Source organism: Bacillus sp. N5-665 (genome assembly GCF_022637375.2).
Lineage (GTDB): Bacteria > Bacillota > Bacilli > Bacillales > Bacillaceae_G > Bacillus_A > Bacillus_A wiedmannii.
This window is the reverse complement of the sequence record NZ_CP093325.1, coordinates 5154545-5171945: the sequence shown is the minus strand read 5'-3', so window position 1 is coordinate 5171945 and position 17401 is coordinate 5154545. Positions and strand designations below refer to the sequence as shown.

The following is a 17401-nucleotide window of genomic DNA, read 5'->3' as shown; positions in this document are numbered from 1 at the left end:
TCTCTATAAGGTAACAGAGAAGGAGATTCTAGTATGGTATATTGGTTATTATTACTTGTTACAATTATTTTTGAAGTAGCTGGAACAATTGCGATGAAACTATCAAATGGTTTAACAAAGCTTGTTCCAAGTGTACTTATTTTCGTATTTTATGGAATTTGTTTCAGCGTATTTGCTATTGTTGTCAAAAAAATTCATTTAAGTATTGCTTATGCGATTTGGTCTGGTGTAGGAACATTACTTATTACAATTATTAGCGTGTATTTCTTCAAAGAGCACATTAACTTATTCCAAGCATTTTGTATTCTTTTTATTGTTTTAGGAGTAATTGGGCTTAAGGTTTCATCGGCATCATAAAAGGCTATCTTCCGGTGTGGAAGATAGCCTTTTGTTTTTATTAAAATGCCCAGTTACCTTTACGGAAGATTGGTTCATGTCTTCCATCATCTGTAATACCATCGATATCAAGCTCAGCTGATCCAATCATGAAGTCGTTGTGTGTAATACTATTGTTTGCTCCGTTTTCGGCAAGTTCTTCTTTAGACATTGTTTTTCCGCCAACTAAGTTGAAAGCATAAGCACTTCCGATTGCAAGGTGGCAAGATGCGTTTTCGTCAAATAGTGTATTGTAGAATAAAATATTTGTATTTGAAATTGGTGAATCATGAGGTACTAAAGCAACCTCGCCTAAGAAGTGAGAGCCTTCATCTGTTTCTACTAAATGTTTTAAAGCCTCTTCACCAGTTTCAGCTTTATAGTCTACGATACGCCCGTTTTCAAATGTTAACGTGAAGTTATCGATAATGTTACCTGCAAATGCTAACGGTTTTGTGCTAGATACTTGGCCGTTTACACCTGTTTTAAGTGGCATTGTAAATACTTCTTCAGTTGGAATGTTCGCCATAAATGGTACGTTCTTTTCATTTAAGCTACCAGCACCAGCCCATACATGCTTTTCTGGAAGTTCAATCGTTAAATCTGTTCCAGGAGCTGTATAGTGAAGGGCTTTATAATGCTTTTCGTTTAAGTAATCAACTTTTGTATGTAACGTTTCATCGTGTTCTTTCCATGCTTCCACAGGATTTTCTAAATCCGCACGAGTAGCTTTGAAAATAGCATCCCATAGTTTTGCTTCTTGTTCTTCTGGTGCAACGTCAGGGAATACTTTCGCAGCCCATTCTTTCGTAGGAACAGAAATGACACACCAGCTTACTTTATCAGCTTGTACGTAATCACGGTATACTTTCATTGCTTCACCAGCTACTTTATGAGCTGTTGCGATACGCGTTGATTCTACACCTTTTAATAAATCAGGGTTTTCTGCATAAATAGACATAAATGCAGCACCTTCTTTTGCTAATTCTTCACGAGCGTGTGCTTTCCAAGATGGGAACTCAGCGAATGCTTCTTCAGGAGCTAGATCGAACTTTAAGCGTGTTAACGTCTCATCATTCCAGTCCACATATACGTGTTTTGCACCAGATTTATATGCTTTTTCTGTAACGAGGCGTACAAATTGTACAGCCTCAAGAGGTGCACTAATTGATAATGTTTGTCCTGGTTGAATATTAACACCAACATTGACTGCAAGGGCAGCATATTTCTCTAACGTTTGTTCAAATGACATATGTATAATCTCCTTTAATTTGAAAGATTTCTTACTATATATAATACAAGAAAATTCAAAAAATATATATAAATATAGCGTGAAAAGAGAGCTCGAAATATATTGAGCTCTCATCGTTATTTAATCGAAGAAGCAAATTGTTCTACAGTCGTCGAATTGTGTATGCGAACACGCTTCATTTTTAGTAATTCATCGGGTTCACCTTTCGTAATGAACTTTCCGGGTTTTGTTGTCGTCGCAAATTGATAATATTTCTTCGTTTCTGCAACAACTTTATCATCCACATGACCGAATGGATAAGCAACTGCAATAACAGGCTTACCTGTTATTTTCTCTAGCTTTTCCTTTGATTCTTTTAATTCTTCTTCATAGTTTGTAATTTTCGGCAAGTCTGCATGTGTTGCAGTATGAGATTGCATAGAGAAAATGCCGGAATCAACCATTTCTTTTATATCAGATGTAGAAAGTGATCCTTCTACATCAACGTTATCAACAATCATATATTCTGTTGCTGTAGGTTTAAACGTATCGTCTTTTAGTTTTTGTAAAACATGAAATGCATTCATATTATTTTTCATACCGTCATCAAATGTAACAAAGATAGGTTTATTTACTTTATTAATATCGCCCCAACGTTCAAAAGTTAGTAATGTATAGCCGTTGTCCTTTAAATATTTCATTTGGGCTTCAAAATTAGCAGGTGATACGAATAAGTCTTTAATGCCTTGTCCATGATAATCATCGATTGCATGGTACATAAGAACGGGAACCTTTTGCTCGAAAGTAATAGTAGATTTTGTGAGTGGAATGTTTTTCCCATCTTCTTTCATTCCTATTGCTTCAATTTGAAACTCACCGCGTTTTCCTTCAAATTCTTTTATGTCAAAAGGAAGTGTAAATTGTTTCTCCTTTTCTTTAGAAGAAAAAGATTTAGCACTTTCCTTCCCATCAGCTGTGCGCCAAATTTTATATTGTACCTCACTTAAAGTATCCTTTATATCTGTCATATGAATAGTAGTGTTTGTAGATTCGTGTGTAATCGGATGATAAGAAATTTTACCTTGTTCTTGCACAGTCTCTTCTTGTTTCTTAACTTCTTGAACCTTTTTCTCTTTTTTAGGCTCTTGACTTACATCGCTAGTATTACAACCTGCTAGAATGGCAGACGTACATAAAGCGATTGCTGCGTATTTTCTCATAAAATCACCTTCTATTGTGTATTATGTTGCATACGTATTTAAAATCCCCACCGCTGTAAGAGAGGTGGGGACATACCCTTGTTCATCATATTATTTTAGTAACGAGATAGGTTAGTGACTTTTAATAGAGCTATTTCTATCATCTTTTAGTAAAGTTTACTTTATCCCGCTATTTGTGGGCAGTAAGACCCCACCTCAGAATTCAGCAAAAGCAAAGAGGTTAGGTGGGGGATCAACTGCCCGTAAAAGCCCGATTGGTGAGGGCTAATAATCAGTGGGGTGAACAAAACCCCCCACTGATTAAAGTTTCACTTTATAAGAGATATGAATTTTTCCATTGATGTATTAGGCCCTACAAAGTGGCGTTTAATTAAGTATTGTTCGTTTGGCATCCCTTTTGTAATGTGATTACCGTGATCAGTAGTTACTGCGAACTCATAATGTTTTTTTGTTTCTTGAACAGCTGGGTCATTATAAGAACCTACTGGATAGGCGAGAGCAATGACTTTTTTACCAGTAAGGGCTTCGATTTTTTCTTTCGAACTACGTAATTCCTCATCATAATTACTTGAATGAGCCATCATCGTATGATTAGCAGTATGCGATTGAATAGAAAAAATGCCTGAATCCATCATTTGTTTTATCTCATCTGTTGATAGACGATTTGGTTTGTCTATCTCATTTGCAGTAAGAAATTCAGTAGCCGTAGGTTGGAATCTATCATCCTTTAATTTTTGTAAAATATGAAGAGCATTCATATTATTTTTTCGACCATCATCCATCGTTACAAAAACAGGTTTATTTACACGATTTATATCATTCCAACGTTCAAACGTAAGCATCGTATAACCGTTATCTTTCAAATATTGCATATGCTTTTCGAATTGCTCAGGTGGTACGTATAAGCCGTAATCCCCATCACTTGGTCCAGGGTATTTTTCAATCGCATGGTACATTAATACGGGTACATGTTGCTGGAATGTAATTTTAGATGTTACTAGATTTGTTTCAGTATGATCTTCTTTGATTCCTACTGTTTCAATTTGAAATTCGCCACGTTTTAAATGAAATGATTTTAAATGTAGTGGGAGGGCAAAGTCACGTTCTTTTTCTTGTGAAGTAAAAGTTTGTTTGCTTTCAGGACCATCAGCAGTACGCCAAATATTGTAACGTACTTGTGTGAATGAATCTCTTAAATCCTTTGTATAAAGCGTGGTGTTTTGTGCGTTATATTCATACGGATCCCATGTAATAATCCCTTGTGTTAAAGGCAGTTCAACCGCTTTCGCTTTTTTTTGTTCAACTGTTTGTTTCGCCGTTGCTTCTTTTATTTGTGTACCACTAGTGCCACTAGTGGTACAACCTACGAGAATAGCAGAAGAAAGTAAAGCGATATATGTATATTTTTTCATTCTATCATCCTTCTATTGTGTTTTAATTATCATCACTTATGTCTTGAAATTATCATTCGTATAAGTGACACTAACTCAAATTTTCGATTTTAAAAATTTGAATTATACCCTTGTACATCATATCACTATAGAATATAGAGGGGAATACATTTTTGGAATAATTCGGAAAAAACCTTATATTTTTCTGATGGAGTTTACATAAAAATACATAAAGAAGAAAGTAAAAAAACTCCACCTAAATTTCCTTTTGAAAAAGGAGAAGTAAGGTGGAGTTTTTTATTATATAAACAATCCAGCGATTGTTGCAGATAAGATAGAAGCAAGTGTTGATGCAAATAACATTTTCCAACCGAATCTAGATACGACACTTCCCTGTTTTTCAGAAAGAGCACGGATTGTCCCAACGATCGCACCAATTTGGCTAATACTTGCGAAGCTAATTAAGAATACTGTAACGATTCCAACTGTGCGTGGAGATAATGTTGATGCAACACCTTTTAAATCAAGAATTGCTACAAACTCGTTTAATACAATCTTCGTACCCATAATTCCACCAGCTGGGATAATATCTTGAGTTGGAATACCCATTAAGAATGCGAATGGAGCAAGTATATAACCGAAGATTTGTTGTAAAGTAACAGCATATCCCATTGCACCTGAAGCTGCGCTAATTACGTAGTTTACAACTTCCATCACACCGATGAAGGCAATCATTAATGCGGCAACGATACCAGCTACTTTTAAACCATCAAGCGCACCGTTAATCATTGCGCCGATAAAGCTGTCTCCGAATAAAGTTCTATCAAATTTTTGAATCACTTCATCTTCTTTTTTCGTATCAACTGGTGTTAATAGCGAACAAACGATTAAGCTTGAGAATAAGTTTAGTGGAAGAGCTGCTAGTACATATTTCGCATCTAACATCATTACGTATGATGCTGTAACAGAAGCAGAAACGGAACTCATTGCAGAACAACAAATAATAAACATACGGTTTTTATTAAAATGCTGTAAATCGTTTTTAATAACGATTAACGCTTCACTTGAACCGAAGAATACAGAGTTTACTGCGTGGAATGACTCGACGCGTGGTAAACCAGTAATTTTTGAAATTGCACCGCCGACAACGCGAACGATGAATTGTAAAACACCTAAATAACTAAAGATAGAAAGTAGTGCTGAGAAAAATACGATAATTAATAATACATTTAAGAAAAAGACAAAATCTCTTTGAATTCCATTAAAGAGAAAATCGACACCTGTCGTACCAAGTTTAATTAGTTTGTTGAAAACTTTACTAATGAAGATGATAATTTGTTGACCAATTTTTGTGCCAAACATAAACCAACCGATTAAAATTTGGAAACCAATCATAATAGCAATTGCACGGAAGTTGATTTTACTTCTATTGTTTGACAAAGCAAAGCATAAACCTAAAACGACAAGAATACCGATAATGCTCATTACATATTGCATGTAGTTGCCCCTTTCAGAAGTTCGTATAAAGTTTGTACATAAAACGCTCGTTATATTACTAAAAATAAAACAAAGAGGTTTTATGTCATACGTAAGATGTCTGACCTTTTAGAAAAATAAAAATAAAAAAAGACCCACATGGATTCACTTTCATCTATGAGAGAAAGCTAATCAATATGAGTCCTTTTTTGCACATAGGCTAATATTCATTAGTTTTCCCCATAGTCCAGCAATTTAAGGTTGCCGGGTAGAAACTCTCGATCCATATTATCGAATATATATGAGGTAACATCGTCCGTATTAAATTAGTAGTAGCGTAACATTAACAGAGAACTATCGTCAATAGCTTTTTTTCTTCCGATAGAAATAGACCATATAAGTATGATAAAATGTAACGCAGTGTTATGAAAAAGAGAGGTCGGAAAATGAGTACAAAAATGACGCCACCAGTTGAAAAAAATGATTTTATAGATGTAGTATTTGAAGATTTAACCCATGATGGTGCCGGTGTTGCGAAAGTAAAGGGCTATCCTATTTTCGTTAAAAACGGATTACCAGGTGAAGAAGCACAAATTAAAATTATTAAAGTGAAGAAAAACTTCGCATTCGGTCGTTTAATGAAGCTTCATACAGAGAGCCCATATCGTAAAGATGCAGAATGCCCAGTGTACAATCAGTGCGGCGGTTGTCAGCTTCAGCACTTAACATATGAAGGACAATTACAAGCGAAAGAAAAACAAGTACGTGACGTTATGCAGCGCATAGGCGGATTAAGCGATGTTCCTGTGCACCCTGTACTTGGTATGAAGAACCCATGGGTATACCGTAACAAAGCACAAGTACCAATTGGAGAACGTGAAGGTGGACTTGTCGCTGGTTTCTATCGCCAAGGAACACATGACATTATTAATATGGAATCATGTTTAATTCAGGCAGAAGAAAACGATACATTAATCCAGGAAGTAAAACGTATTTGTGAAAAACACGGTATTTCGGCATACAACGAAGAGCGTAACAAAGGAACACTTCGCCACGTAATGGCTCGTTACGGACAAGTAACAGGGGAAATCATGCTTGTCTTCATTACTCGTACAGCAGAATTACCAAACAAAAAAGCAATCATTGAAGAAATTGCAGCGAAATTCCCAGAAGTAAAATCGATTGTTCAAAACGTAAACACGAAACGTACAAACGTAATCTTTGGAGACATAACGACAGTACTGTACGGATCAGAATACATTTATGACTTTATCGGTGACATTAAATTTGCAATTTCAGCACGTTCATTCTATCAAGTAAACCCAGAACAAACGAAAGTGTTATACGATAAAACGTTAGAATATGCAAAACTAGATGGCAACGAAACAGTGATTGATGCCTATTGCGGAATTGGATCAATTTCCTTATTCCTAGCGCAAAAAGCGAAAAAAGTGTACGGCGTTGAAATCGTCCCAGAAGCAATCGAAGACGCAAACCGAAACGCAGCACTAAACAACATGACAAACGCTGAGTTTGGCGTAGGAGAAGCAGAAGTAGTTATTCCAAAATGGTACAAAGAAGGCATAATCGCCGACACAATGGTCGTAGATCCACCGCGTAAAGGTTGTGATGATGCACTACTAAACACAATCATCGACATGAAACCAAAACGGGTCGTATACGTATCATGTAACCCAGCAACATTAGCACGTGACTTAAAAGTACTAGAAGAAGGCGGATATAAAACGCAGGAAGTACAACCTGTTGATATGTTCCCGCATACGACTCATGTGGAGTGTGTGGCTTGGCTTAAGTTGGTATAATAGGAAAGCAGTTGATATAGGAAAATCTATACCATCTGCTTTTTGGTTTATTGAGAGTTTGAAATTGTATTCATAGTGAGAGGATTTGAATTTGAAATGATAGATAATTTTTGGCGTGATTTACCACGACCATTTTTCGTACTTGCACCAATGGAAGATGTAACGGACGTTGTTTTCCGTCACGTAGTAAGTGAAGCTGGTAGCCCGGACGTATTCTTCACAGAGTTCACAAACTCGGATAGCTATTGTCATCCAGAAGGTATGAAAAGTGTACGTGGCCGTTTAATTTTTACAGAAGATGAACAACCAATCGTGGCGCATATTTGGGGAGATAATCCTGAATATTTCCGTCAAATGAGTATTGGTATGGCAGAGTTAGGATTTAAAGGTATTGATATTAACATGGGTTGCCCTGTACCGAACGTAGCATCAAGAGGAAAAGGTAGTGGTCTTATTCTACGTCCAGACGTTGCGGCAGAACTTATTCAAGCAGCAAAAGCGGGCGGACTACCTGTCAGCGTAAAAACACGACTGGGCTTTAAAGAGTTAAGCGAATGGAAAGATTGGTTAACGCATATTTTCAAACAAGATATTGCAAACCTTTCTATTCACTTACGTACAAGAGAAGAAATGAGCCAAGTAGATGCGCATTGGGAACTAATTCCGGAAATTAAAAAATTACGTGATCGCATTGCACCAAATACGCTAATAACAATCAACGGAGACATTCCTGACCGTAAAACTGGACTGGAACTTGCTGAAAAATACGGTATTGATGGCGTAATGATCGGACGAGGTATCTTTAAAAATCCGTTTGCTTTCGAAAAAGAGCCAAGAGAGCATAGCAGTAAAGAACACTTAGATCTTTTAAGACTACAACTTGATCTTCAAGATCAATATGCAGAAGTACTGCCACGCTCCATCACAGGGCTTCATCGCTTCTTCAAAATTTATGTAAAAGGCTTCCCTGGAGCTGCTGAATTGAGAAATCAATTGATGAGCACGAAATCAACGAATGAAGTACGCGCATTACTTGATAAGTTTGAGGCGAGTGTTAATGTGGTAGAAGGTAGTGAAACAGTGTAACTTTTGAAAGTTACACTGTTTCATTTTAATTAAGGTGAACTGTACCACAAATAAAAAGTAAAACTTAAGTAAATATAATCAATATATTTCACCTGAATTTTACGTAACATTCACGTTGGAGTCGCCCACTAAATTAGAGTTGCATAAAAAGAAATGGACTAACCTATATCAGATTAGTCCATTTTTAAGTGTGTTAATTAATAGTAAATCCCCATCCTTTTTTGCTTTATTAATATCATCCTTAAATGAAGGAGCTATCCCACTACCAACTAAAATACCTTTTACAGTATTTGATTAAAGGCGTTTCTATCGATAGGATCTTTCTTAATTTCTAATACAATAAATTCGTTATTAGAAATATCTCTTAATAATAAATAAAATCACCCCCATAAGCATTAATCCACCTAAGACTACAAAACCTCCCATTAAAATGTTAAAGTAGTAACTTGACGACATTAATTTATACATGCTAAAAGCATTACTATAATCAACATTTCAGGAGGCAAAATAATGGCAATGAGCAACAACGATATATTAAAAAGAGTAAGGTACGCTTTAGATATAAGAGATATAGATATGGTAGAAATCTTTAAACTTGGTGGTATGGAAGTAACGAAAGAAGACGTAGTTGATATGCTTACAAAAATAAAGAGAGCTCCTCAGCATGAATCTGAAAATGATGATGTAATCGAAGATGAGTACGTAAAAACATGCGATATGATGATGTTAGAGGCATTTTTCAATGGATTTATTACTTTAAAAAGAGGGAAGCAAGATCCGAAACCAGGACAACCGGCACCTGTACAAAGCAAAGAGAGTGCGAATAACCTTCTGCTAAAGAAAATGAAAATCGCACTATCTTTAACGAGTGAGGATGTACTTGATATATTAGATAGCGTAGGCGTTATAGTAACAAAGGGAGAACTAGGGGCCCTATTAAGAAAAAAAGGCCATAAAAATTACAAAGAGTGCGGCGATAGATACGCAAGGAATTTCATTAAGGGATTAGGTGTAAAGTATAGAGGGTAATGAGTCCGATGAATCGGTAAATGATATAATAGGTAGAGTAGGGCTTTTGTGTCCTATTCTTTTTTATTTGTAAAATAATACACTAGGTGATGAAATGGTACATACATATTTAGGTGAGACAATTAATTTTCATATAACTTATAAAAAGAAAAAGTCGGTGCGTCTTTTTGTAGATTCGTACGGAAATGTGGAAGTGCAGGCTCCAAAGGGAACACCTGTTGAATACTTAGTCCAGTTGCTGGAGGAGAAGTGGGATTGGATTCAGAAAACACGTAAGGAAATGCAGGAGCGAGTGCTTGGACCACAGGAAAAGGATTATGATCAAGGAGAGGGCTTTCTGTATTTAGGACATACGTATCCGATACAGATCTCCCAAGATGCAAGTATTACGCAAGACAATGCAGTGTTTGAAGGGAATAAGCTAAATATTTATGTGAAAGAGCTTAAGGATGAGAAAGTCCAGCAGGCTTTAAAACGATTTTACTATAAGCAGTGTAAGTCATTAGTAGAGAAGAGTATTAAAGTGCATCAAAGTAACTTCAAAACAAAACCGCGTTCTATTCGTATTACAGATAGTAGTCGTACGTGGGGAACTTGTGATTCAAATCTACAACTAACATTCAATTGGAAGCTAGCGATGGCACCACAGCAAGTAATTGATTACGTAGTTGTTCATGAAATGTGCCATATGGTTCATTTAAATCATGATCGATCTTTTTGGCGTCTTGTCGGGAAAATAATGCCCGATTATAAGGAAATGGAGAATTGGTTAGCGTTATCTAGTTGGAAGATGACGGTTTAATGGTGAACTTTATATAGGTTGCGATTATTATCAATACTTGTCGGTAGGTCGATATATTTCAAAAATCGCTGATATATTTGGAGTTACAATCGATATGTTCAAAAAAACGCTTATATAATTTCATTTATCAATGAATTTTTCAATGAAGAGAAAGTGAAAGGAGATGTCACAGCAAACATCTCCTTTTTTTCAGGTATATAAATCATCGTCCAAACTTCACAACAAAATCTCCGTCTACTTTCTCCATTCCATACCCACGATACCCCTCCGAAAGTAAAGCCTGCTGTCCAACAGCGTCACTCATCGGAACACTCTTAACATCCGTCCAATTTCTTTCCTTACCTCCACGCAATTCCTTCACAAAAACATACCGCATACTCCCGCCATATTTCTCCTTCAATGCAACAATCTCCATTCCTTGCGCAAACTTATCTTTTAAACTTGGAATGTTAAAAGGAGCAACGGTGCAGCAAACGTAATCGTATTTGCTATCTTCGTTTTGTAATTCGTCCATGATGACTGTCGCTAATATTTTTTGCATCCCATTTCCTCGGCTGCTCGGGTGAACATTTGAGATTTCTTGATAAATGACGCGATGTAGTTCGCTTTCTGGTATGCCAATATCAAATCCTAAATGTTCATCGTCAATAGGAGGGACGAGTAGGGCACGAAATGCGATGAGTTCGTTTTCGATAAAAGCACCGATCATCATGCCGTTTCCTTCTAGAATGTATTGAAATTCTTCTAGCGAGAGTGGTTGTAAGCGACTTTTATCCTCTAGCGCCTCAACTACGACGTTTTGTAATGATAAGATTTGTTCGATGTTCTCTAGTGATAGTAATGTAACGTGAAATGACGCGTTATTTTGTTTTAATGATCCTTTGTATAGAACTGTCATGTGTTAGTCCTCCTTTAGCGTACAACGTCTTGAAAGACGGTTAGTTCTTGTAATGTATCTTCATTTATTTCAATGCCGAGTCCTGGCTTTTCGTTTAGGCGAATAAATGGTACGTCGTAATGTAGGTTTCCGATGTCTTTCGTGAACTTTAATGGACCTGTAAGTTCAACGCTCGTAATGATTTTTTTCGAGAAAGCGACGTGGAATCCTGCGGAAGAGGCAACGGATGATTCGACCATGGATCCAACTTGGCATTCAATGCCGACCATTTCTGCTTGATGAGCGAGTTTTACAGCGGGATATATGCCGCCGCATTTCATTAGTTTTATATTTGCTTTATCAGCCGCGTCTAATTTAATGATTTGGCGCATTTCACGAGAACCTTTTAATCCTTCATCAATCATAAGCGGAAGGTCTGTTTTAGAACGAATGTGAGCCATTGCGTCAATATCGTCTGCGACAACAGGCTGTTCAATCCAGTCGATGTTTAAATGACCTAATGAACGAAGTGCTGTTAATGTGTTGGCGCTATTTTTCCATCCTTGGTTTACATCAACGCGAATCGCAATATCATTTCCTACACGTTCACGTACCGCTTCAATTCTTTTTACATCTTCTTTTACATTCGTACCGACTTTCATTTTGAAAGATTGGTAACCTTTTTGAATCATGGAAGCAGCTTCTTCAGCCATGTCTTCAGGTTCGGCGATACTTAAGACGTGAGTGACAGGGAAGTCTTCATGGTAGCGTCCGCCAATTAATTGATATACAGGTTGATTTAGTTTTTTGCCCATTATATCAAAACAAGCAATATCAATCGCGGCCTTCGCAGTAGGAACACCGTAAATTGTATTGTCCATCATATCGTGTATTTTCTCGATATTCATTGGATTTTGCCCAATGAGCGCAGGAGCAAGTGTATGTTTTAAAGTATGGAAAGTACTTTCCCATGATTCGCCTGTAACGTGATCATCAGCGACGCCCTCACCGTATCCGATAATGCCTTCATCTGTTTCCATTTTGACGATAATAGAAGGCATATCAGAATAAGAACCATAACTAATAACAAACGGATCGCGAAGTGGTAAACGAATTGCGTAAAGATGAATAGCTGTAATTTTCATTAGGTAGAGACCCCTTCCTGTTTACAATAGTTTTGTACATTTGATATAGTTGACGTTAAATAGTCGTTAATTAATGATAAGGAGTTAGAGAAATGATGATAAAAATTGCAGTTGTCGGTTCAAAAGAGTTTATGGAGACACTTTTACCTGTCGCTCATAAACTAGAAGAAATAGAGATTGATCCATATATTTACCTTCATCCGGCGGAATCTTCTGAACTTTTAAAGCGTTTAAAGCCTTGTGATTGCATCTTTTTCTCAGGTGCTTTACCTTATTATATGGCAAAAGAAATAAGAGAACAATTACGAATTCCAAGTACGTATTTACAGCAAGACGAGACAACTGTCGCATCTTCCATTCTTTCTGTCATGTATCACCAAGGGATTCAACCACATAACATTTCAATTGATTTAGTAGACCGCTCATTTATTACAAATGTGTTCCATGATATTGGTATAAAAGAAAGTCCACAAGTGTTTGATTATGAAAATATGCTGTGGAGTAAAGATGAAATAAAGAGAGTTATTGATTTTCATGTAACTAAACATCGATCTGGGGAAGCTCATTTAGCTTTAACTAGTATTCATGCTGTCTATGATGAACTTCAAAAAATAGGTATTCCTTCAGAGCGTATGATAGATCTGAAGCAATCGATTATAAATGGGTTAAAAGATGCGAAAATAAAAGCTGAGCTAGCGAAAAGCCATTCAGCTACTGTTGGTGCTTGTATGATTTCTTCTTTAGAATTACGAGAAGGTTTGCTTGAGCAATTAGATGTCATTTCAAAAGAACTGCGTGGTTCATTTAAAAAAGTTGATGAAATGACGTTCATTTTGTATACGACTCGTGGTGATATTGAATCGATTATAAAAACAAATATGATAAATAATTTATTTGCGAGTATAAAAGGAACGATAGCTATTGGGTTTGGTTACGGAAAAACTGTGAAGGAAGCAGAGCAAAATGCTAAAATAGCTCAAAGTTTCGCGAAGAATAATCCAATAGACCACTGTTTTTATATACTAACAAGTGATAAAGAACTATTTGGTCCGTTCCCGAAAGAACAGAGAGTACAAAGTTTGAAGAATGAAAACCCGGAACTCATGAAAATAGCGAAGGAAACGAAACTGAGTCCAGCAAACTTATCAAAAATTATTCAATTTAGTCAATCACATCCGTCATTGAAGTTTACAGCAGCGGATCTTTCTGAATACTTACAAGTGACTCGGCGATCGACAGAACGGTTATTAAAGAAACTAGTTGATTATGGGTATGCTCATATTTGCGGCGAGGAAATGCCCTATCAACAAGGGCGCCCTCGCGCAATATATGAAATGAATTTACCGGTATCTTTAAGCTTCTAGTTGTGCCTTTTGTTTTTTTAGTAGTTCCGCTTTTTCAATGTCTGATAGTTTCGTAATTGTGAGACCAGTTATGCCGTAAATGATTGAAATAATAGGTACGATGAAATTCAATATTGCATAAGGAGCATATTCGAATGCGCCAACTCCAAGTGTTGCGAGTATAAATACACCACATGTATTCCAAGGTACGAAAACAGAAGTTAATGTTCCGCCATCTTCTAATGCTCTGGATAAATTTTTAGAATGTAGTCCTTTTTCTGTGTATGCATTTGCGTACATTCTTGAAGGAACAACAATCGAAATATATTGTTCAGAGCAAGTAAGGTTGGTTGCAAAGCAAGACGCGATAGTAGAAGCGATAAGTCCTTTTGCTGATGTCGCTAATTTTAAAATTTGATTTACAATTGAGCGAAGAATGCCAGTATGTTCTAATACTCCTCCAAAAGTCATAGCGACAATTGTCATAGAAACTGTATTCATCATCGAATCTAAGCCACCGCGGTTAAAGAGTTCGTCTACTAGCTTGTTGCCAGTGTCTATGACAAATCCATTTTGGAGTGCACCGACAGATGCGGAGACAGAACCACCTTGAATAAAGACTTGTGATAAAAATCCTAAAATAATACCTACGAGAATAGCTGGTATAGCAGGAACCTTTTTAGCGACCAATACCATAACGACTACAGGTATGATTAGTAGGAAAGGTGAGATAACAAAGTTTTGTTGCAATACTTGTAACGTTTGATCGATACCTTTTGCATCAATATTGTTATCGCCGAAGCTTCTTCCTAAGAAAGCATAAACGATAAGAGTAATAATTAAACCTGGAATTGTAGTAAATAACATATGACGAATATGTGTGAATAGATCTGTATTTGTTAATCCTGCGGCTAAGTTTGTTGTGTCTGAAAGCGGTGACATTTTATCGCCGAAATAAGAACCGGAAATGATAGCACCGGCAACCATTGGAGCTGGGATTCCCATACTTAGGCCAATCCCCATTCCTGCAACACCAATTGTTCCCATTGTAGACCAAGAGCTACCGATAGCTAATGCAACAATAGAACAAATAATTGTAATTGAAACTAAAAATAGTGATGGAGTTAAAAGATTTAAACCGTAATAGATCATTGTTGCGACGATTCCGCCGCCAATCCAAGCACCGATCGTTAAACCTACTAGAATAATGATAACGATAGCGGGTAATGCGAGGCGAATTCCTTTATACATTGCTTCTTCGATATCGTGCCATTTGTAACCGTAACGCCAAGCGACGATAGAAGCAACGGTTGTACCGATAATAAGTGGGACGTGAGGGCTTTGTTTTAATACAACAATTGTAACCATCATAACTGCAACTGTAATGATAATAGGGATCATTGCTACGCCAAAAGGTATTTCTTTTTTCATAAACTGCCTCCTCATTATTTATGTTTGTATTTTTAGAATTGTCGCAAAATAGACGTTATTAAATTATAATAACTAAAAATCGATATGAGCGTCAATAAAAAACAGAAAATAAGGAATGTTCTATCGTTATGAAGTGAGTTGTCGATCGTATTTAAAAATAAACAATTGACTTTTTTCTTAAAATTCAATATGTTCATAAAAACATCTGTTTTTCATAAGTATAATTAACCTGAATGGTTTTGGAATTTGGGAAGGAGAATGTAGCTTTGAAAACATTAGAACTACAAGAGCGGTTAACTGAAATTTTTCAGCATTTACATGAAAACCCTGAAGTGAGTTGGAAAGAGTATGAAACGACAGCGTATATTACTAACTTTTTAAAAGAAGAAGGAATTTCATATAAAATATTTGATGATTGCCCAGGCGTGATTGCTGAAATTGGAAGCGGAAATCCAGTTATTGCAATTCGTGCCGATATGGATGCACTTTGGCAAGAAGTGGACGGAGAGTTTAAAGCGAATCATTCATGTGGTCATGATGCTCATATGACCATTGTGATGGGGCTTATTTTACAATTGAAAAATATGAGATGGGATAGTGGGACGGTTAGATTTATTTTTCAGCCAGCAGAGGAAAAAGGAAATGGTTCTTTAAAGATGGTAGATAAGGGTGCTGTGGATGATGCTGATTTCTTATTTGGTGTTCATCTAAGACCGATTGAAGAACTACCTTTGAAACAAGCTGCCCCATCTATTCGTCACGGAGCAGCAGGATTTTTAGAAGGAACGATTCATGGAGATGATGCACATGGGGCACGCCCACATCAAGGGATAAATGCAATTGATGTCATTTCTATGATTAATATCGGTTTGAAAAATATATGGCTACCACCGCAAAGTTCATATTCAGTGAAGATGACAAGGTGTCAAGCTGGCGGGGATAATCTAAATATCATTCCAGGTAACGGGCATTTTAGTTTAGATGTAAGAGCAGAAAATAACATATTACTAAATGAATTGAAGCAAAAAATAGAGCGAGTAATTCTATCAGCGGAATCAATGGGATCTAAAGTATCTTATGAGTGGATCGATCTCGCGCCAGGAGCTGAAGTGTCAGAAGAAGCTGAGCGCTTTATGCGAAAAGGCATTCTTGAAGTGTACGGAGAAGAGGGATGCACTGGACCACTGTATACGACAGGAAGCGATGATTTCCATTACTACACAGTGAAGAGACCACATTTAAAAGCTGTCATGCTTGGACTAGGGGCCAACCTACAACCTGGATTACACCATCCATATATGAAGTTCGATCATAGTTGTATTATGGATGGAGTAGAAATATTGAAACAAACTGTATGGAAAGTATTAGAGGACAGGGGCTAGATAGCTCCTGTTTTTTTTTTGTAGGAATTTGTCGTTAAGTCGATATATTCTAAGTTACGATAGATATATTCAGAAAATCATTAATATAATTTCACGTACCAGTTAGCTTGATGCAAAATGAGTCTCCGGTACATGGTGTATAATAATAAGTACCATTTTCTAATAGGAGAAGACGAATGAACGAACAATATTACGATGCTGTATTACATATAAAAACTGTCGGTGAGCAAAAGGGTTTTAACAAGTCTATGCATTATCATCGTTATGAACCGACGCCGTATAGCGGATTAGATGAGTTATTGAATCAATATGAAATAAGAAGTAGCGACCAGGTTGTAGACTTTGGATGCGGAAAAGGACGATTAAACTTTTACATGCACCATAAGTGTGGTGCTTCAGCGGTTGGAATTGAAATGAATGAAGAGTTTTATAAAGAAGCAATGGATAATCTTGAGCGCTATGCACGAAAGGTAAGAAACAGTAAAGATAAAATTCGGTTTGAATGCTGTTTAGCTCAGGAATATGAAATTGATCCACGTGATAACCGGTTTTATTTCTTCAATCCATTTTCTGTACAAGTGTTTATGAACGTAGTAAATAACATTTTACTTTCGGTAGAAGAAGCGGAGAGAGAAGTGGATATTATTTTATACTATCCTTCTGAAGATTATATTTTCTTCTTAGAGAACCAGACTGCGTTTGAATTGAAGAGGGAAGTAAGGTTGCCTGGGGCTTATGAGAGGAATGGGAATGAGAGATTTTTAGTTTATAGATTGGAGCATTAATACTT

15 protein-coding genes and 1 riboswitch are annotated in these 17401 nt (G+C 36.6%); of the genes, 8 read left to right on the top strand and 7 right to left on the bottom strand.

Annotated features, from left to right (window positions below; all coding sequences use genetic code 11):
• Window positions 1-33: 33 nt before the first annotated feature.
• The gene (locus MNO09_RS29075; protein WP_000263259.1) at window positions 34-357 is read left to right on the top strand and encodes a DMT family transporter; all 324 of its coding nucleotides are present in this window, start codon (window positions 34-36) and stop codon (window positions 355-357) included.
• A gap of 40 nt (window positions 358-397) precedes the next feature.
• Here MNO09_RS29075 and MNO09_RS29070 read toward each other — a convergent pair whose 3' ends face one another.
• The 4 genes from MNO09_RS29070 to MNO09_RS29055 all read right to left on the bottom strand — a co-directional run bounded on the left by MNO09_RS29070 (window position 398) and on the right by MNO09_RS29055 (window position 5714).
• Entirely contained in the window at window positions 398-1627 is a 1230-nt protein-coding gene (locus MNO09_RS29070; RefSeq protein WP_000007363.1) for an aminopeptidase, read from the bottom strand.
• A gap of 116 nt (window positions 1628-1743) precedes the next feature.
• Window positions 1744-2826, bottom strand: a complete 1083-nt coding sequence (locus MNO09_RS29065; protein ID WP_001233719.1) for a polysaccharide deacetylase family protein — start codon at window positions 2824-2826, stop codon at window positions 1744-1746.
• Window positions 2827-3134: 308 nt separating this feature from the next.
• Complete coding sequence (locus MNO09_RS29060; protein ID WP_000761003.1) at window positions 3135-4238, bottom strand: polysaccharide deacetylase family protein; 1104 nt, start codon at window positions 4236-4238, stop codon at window positions 3135-3137.
• A 279-nt stretch (window positions 4239-4517) separates the two neighbouring features.
• Window positions 4518-5714 carry a NupC/NupG family nucleoside CNT transporter gene (locus MNO09_RS29055; protein WP_241950078.1) on the bottom strand — a complete coding sequence of 399 codons (1197 nt, stop codon included), beginning with the start codon at window positions 5712-5714 and terminating at the stop codon, window positions 4518-4520.
• Window positions 5715-5916: 202 nt separating this feature from the next.
• Window positions 5917-6018, bottom strand: a riboswitch (purine riboswitch).
• Window positions 6019-6139: 121 nt separating this feature from the next.
• Here MNO09_RS29055 and rlmD point away from each other — a divergent pair.
• The 4 genes from rlmD (at window position 6140) to MNO09_RS29035 (ending at window position 10433) form a co-directional block, all read left to right on the top strand.
• The gene (gene rlmD / locus MNO09_RS29050; protein ID WP_000105006.1) at window positions 6140-7516 is read left to right on the top strand and encodes a 23S rRNA (uracil(1939)-C(5))-methyltransferase RlmD; all 1377 of its coding nucleotides are present in this window, start codon (window positions 6140-6142) and stop codon (window positions 7514-7516) included.
• Between the two features lie 96 nt (window positions 7517-7612).
• A complete protein-coding gene (locus tag MNO09_RS29045) occupies window positions 7613-8602 on the top strand; it encodes a tRNA dihydrouridine synthase (protein WP_000566699.1) in 990 nt (329 codons plus the stop codon).
• A 510-nt stretch (window positions 8603-9112) separates the two neighbouring features.
• Window positions 9113-9631 carry a YehS family protein gene (locus MNO09_RS29040; RefSeq protein WP_001251738.1) on the top strand — a complete coding sequence of 173 codons (519 nt, stop codon included), beginning with the start codon at window positions 9113-9115 and terminating at the stop codon, window positions 9629-9631.
• 94 nt (window positions 9632-9725) lie between these two features.
• Complete coding sequence (locus tag MNO09_RS29035) at window positions 9726-10433, top strand: M48 family metallopeptidase (RefSeq protein ID WP_000233749.1); 708 nt, start codon at window positions 9726-9728, stop codon at window positions 10431-10433.
• Window positions 10434-10635: 202 nt separating this feature from the next.
• Here MNO09_RS29035 and MNO09_RS29030 read toward each other — a convergent pair whose 3' ends face one another.
• Together MNO09_RS29030 and MNO09_RS29025 are read right to left on the bottom strand one after the other, a co-directional pair.
• A complete protein-coding gene (locus MNO09_RS29030; protein WP_000217567.1) occupies window positions 10636-11331 on the bottom strand; it encodes a hypothetical protein in 696 nt (231 codons plus the stop codon).
• A gap of 14 nt (window positions 11332-11345) precedes the next feature.
• The gene (locus MNO09_RS29025) at window positions 11346-12455 is read right to left on the bottom strand and encodes a mandelate racemase/muconate lactonizing enzyme family protein (RefSeq protein WP_000704460.1); all 1110 of its coding nucleotides are present in this window, start codon (window positions 12453-12455) and stop codon (window positions 11346-11348) included.
• A 92-nt stretch (window positions 12456-12547) separates the two neighbouring features.
• Between MNO09_RS29025 and MNO09_RS29020 the strand changes: the two genes are divergently transcribed.
• Window positions 12548-13819 carry a hypothetical protein gene (locus tag MNO09_RS29020; protein WP_000972848.1) on the top strand — a complete coding sequence of 424 codons (1272 nt, stop codon included), beginning with the start codon at window positions 12548-12550 and terminating at the stop codon, window positions 13817-13819.
• Here the strand turns inward: MNO09_RS29020 and nhaC are convergent.
• Window positions 13808-15229, bottom strand: a complete 1422-nt coding sequence (gene nhaC, locus MNO09_RS29015; protein WP_000711538.1) for a Na+/H+ antiporter NhaC — start codon at window positions 15227-15229, stop codon at window positions 13808-13810. The two genes, MNO09_RS29020 and nhaC, sit on opposite strands and share 12 nt — an antisense overlap.
• Window positions 15230-15495: 266 nt before the next feature.
• On the opposite strand from nhaC, the gene MNO09_RS29010 reads away from it, so the two are divergent.
• On the top strand, window positions 15496-16611 hold the full coding sequence (locus tag MNO09_RS29010; protein ID WP_000853521.1) for a M20 peptidase aminoacylase family protein: 1116 nt from the start codon (window positions 15496-15498) through the stop codon (window positions 16609-16611).
• A gap of 176 nt (window positions 16612-16787) precedes the next feature.
• Window positions 16788-17396: an SAM-dependent methyltransferase gene (locus tag MNO09_RS29005; RefSeq protein ID WP_001005616.1), complete on the top strand. Its 609-nt coding sequence runs from the start codon at window positions 16788-16790 to the stop codon at window positions 17394-17396.
• Window positions 17397-17401 lie beyond the last annotated feature (5 nt).

Bases quoted from the DNA above. Each gene is read 5' to 3' on its own strand.
- MNO09_RS29055 (WP_241950078.1), bottom strand. From the start codon at position 5,714: ATGCAATATGTAATGAGCATTATCGGTATTCTTGTCGTTTTAGGTTTA.
- rlmD (WP_000105006.1), top strand. From the start codon at position 6,140: ATGAGTACAAAAATGACGCCACCAGTTGAAAAAAATGATTTTATAGAT.
- MNO09_RS29075 (WP_000263259.1), top strand. From the start codon at position 34: ATGGTATATTGGTTATTATTACTTGTTACAATTATTTTTGAAGTAGCT.
- MNO09_RS29005 (WP_001005616.1), top strand. From the start codon at position 16,788: ATGAACGAACAATATTACGATGCTGTATTACATATAAAAACTGTCGGT.
- MNO09_RS29040 (WP_001251738.1), top strand. From the start codon at position 9,113: ATGGCAATGAGCAACAACGATATATTAAAAAGAGTAAGGTACGCTTTA.
- MNO09_RS29025 (WP_000704460.1), bottom strand. From the start codon at position 12,455: ATGAAAATTACAGCTATTCATCTTTACGCAATTCGTTTACCACTTCGC.
- MNO09_RS29065 (WP_001233719.1), bottom strand. From the start codon at position 2,826: ATGAGAAAATACGCAGCAATCGCTTTATGTACGTCTGCCATTCTAGCA.
- MNO09_RS29060 (WP_000761003.1), bottom strand. From the start codon at position 4,238: ATGAAAAAATATACATATATCGCTTTACTTTCTTCTGCTATTCTCGTA.
- MNO09_RS29030 (WP_000217567.1), bottom strand. From the start codon at position 11,331: ATGACAGTTCTATACAAAGGATCATTAAAACAAAATAACGCGTCATTT.
- nhaC (WP_000711538.1), bottom strand. From the start codon at position 15,229: ATGAAAAAAGAAATACCTTTTGGCGTAGCAATGATCCCTATTATCATT.
- MNO09_RS29020 (WP_000972848.1), top strand. From the start codon at position 12,548: ATGATGATAAAAATTGCAGTTGTCGGTTCAAAAGAGTTTATGGAGACA.
- MNO09_RS29035 (WP_000233749.1), top strand. From the start codon at position 9,726: ATGGTACATACATATTTAGGTGAGACAATTAATTTTCATATAACTTAT.
- MNO09_RS29045 (WP_000566699.1), top strand. From the start codon at position 7,613: ATGATAGATAATTTTTGGCGTGATTTACCACGACCATTTTTCGTACTT.
- MNO09_RS29070 (WP_000007363.1), bottom strand. From the start codon at position 1,627: ATGTCATTTGAACAAACGTTAGAGAAATATGCTGCCCTTGCAGTCAAT.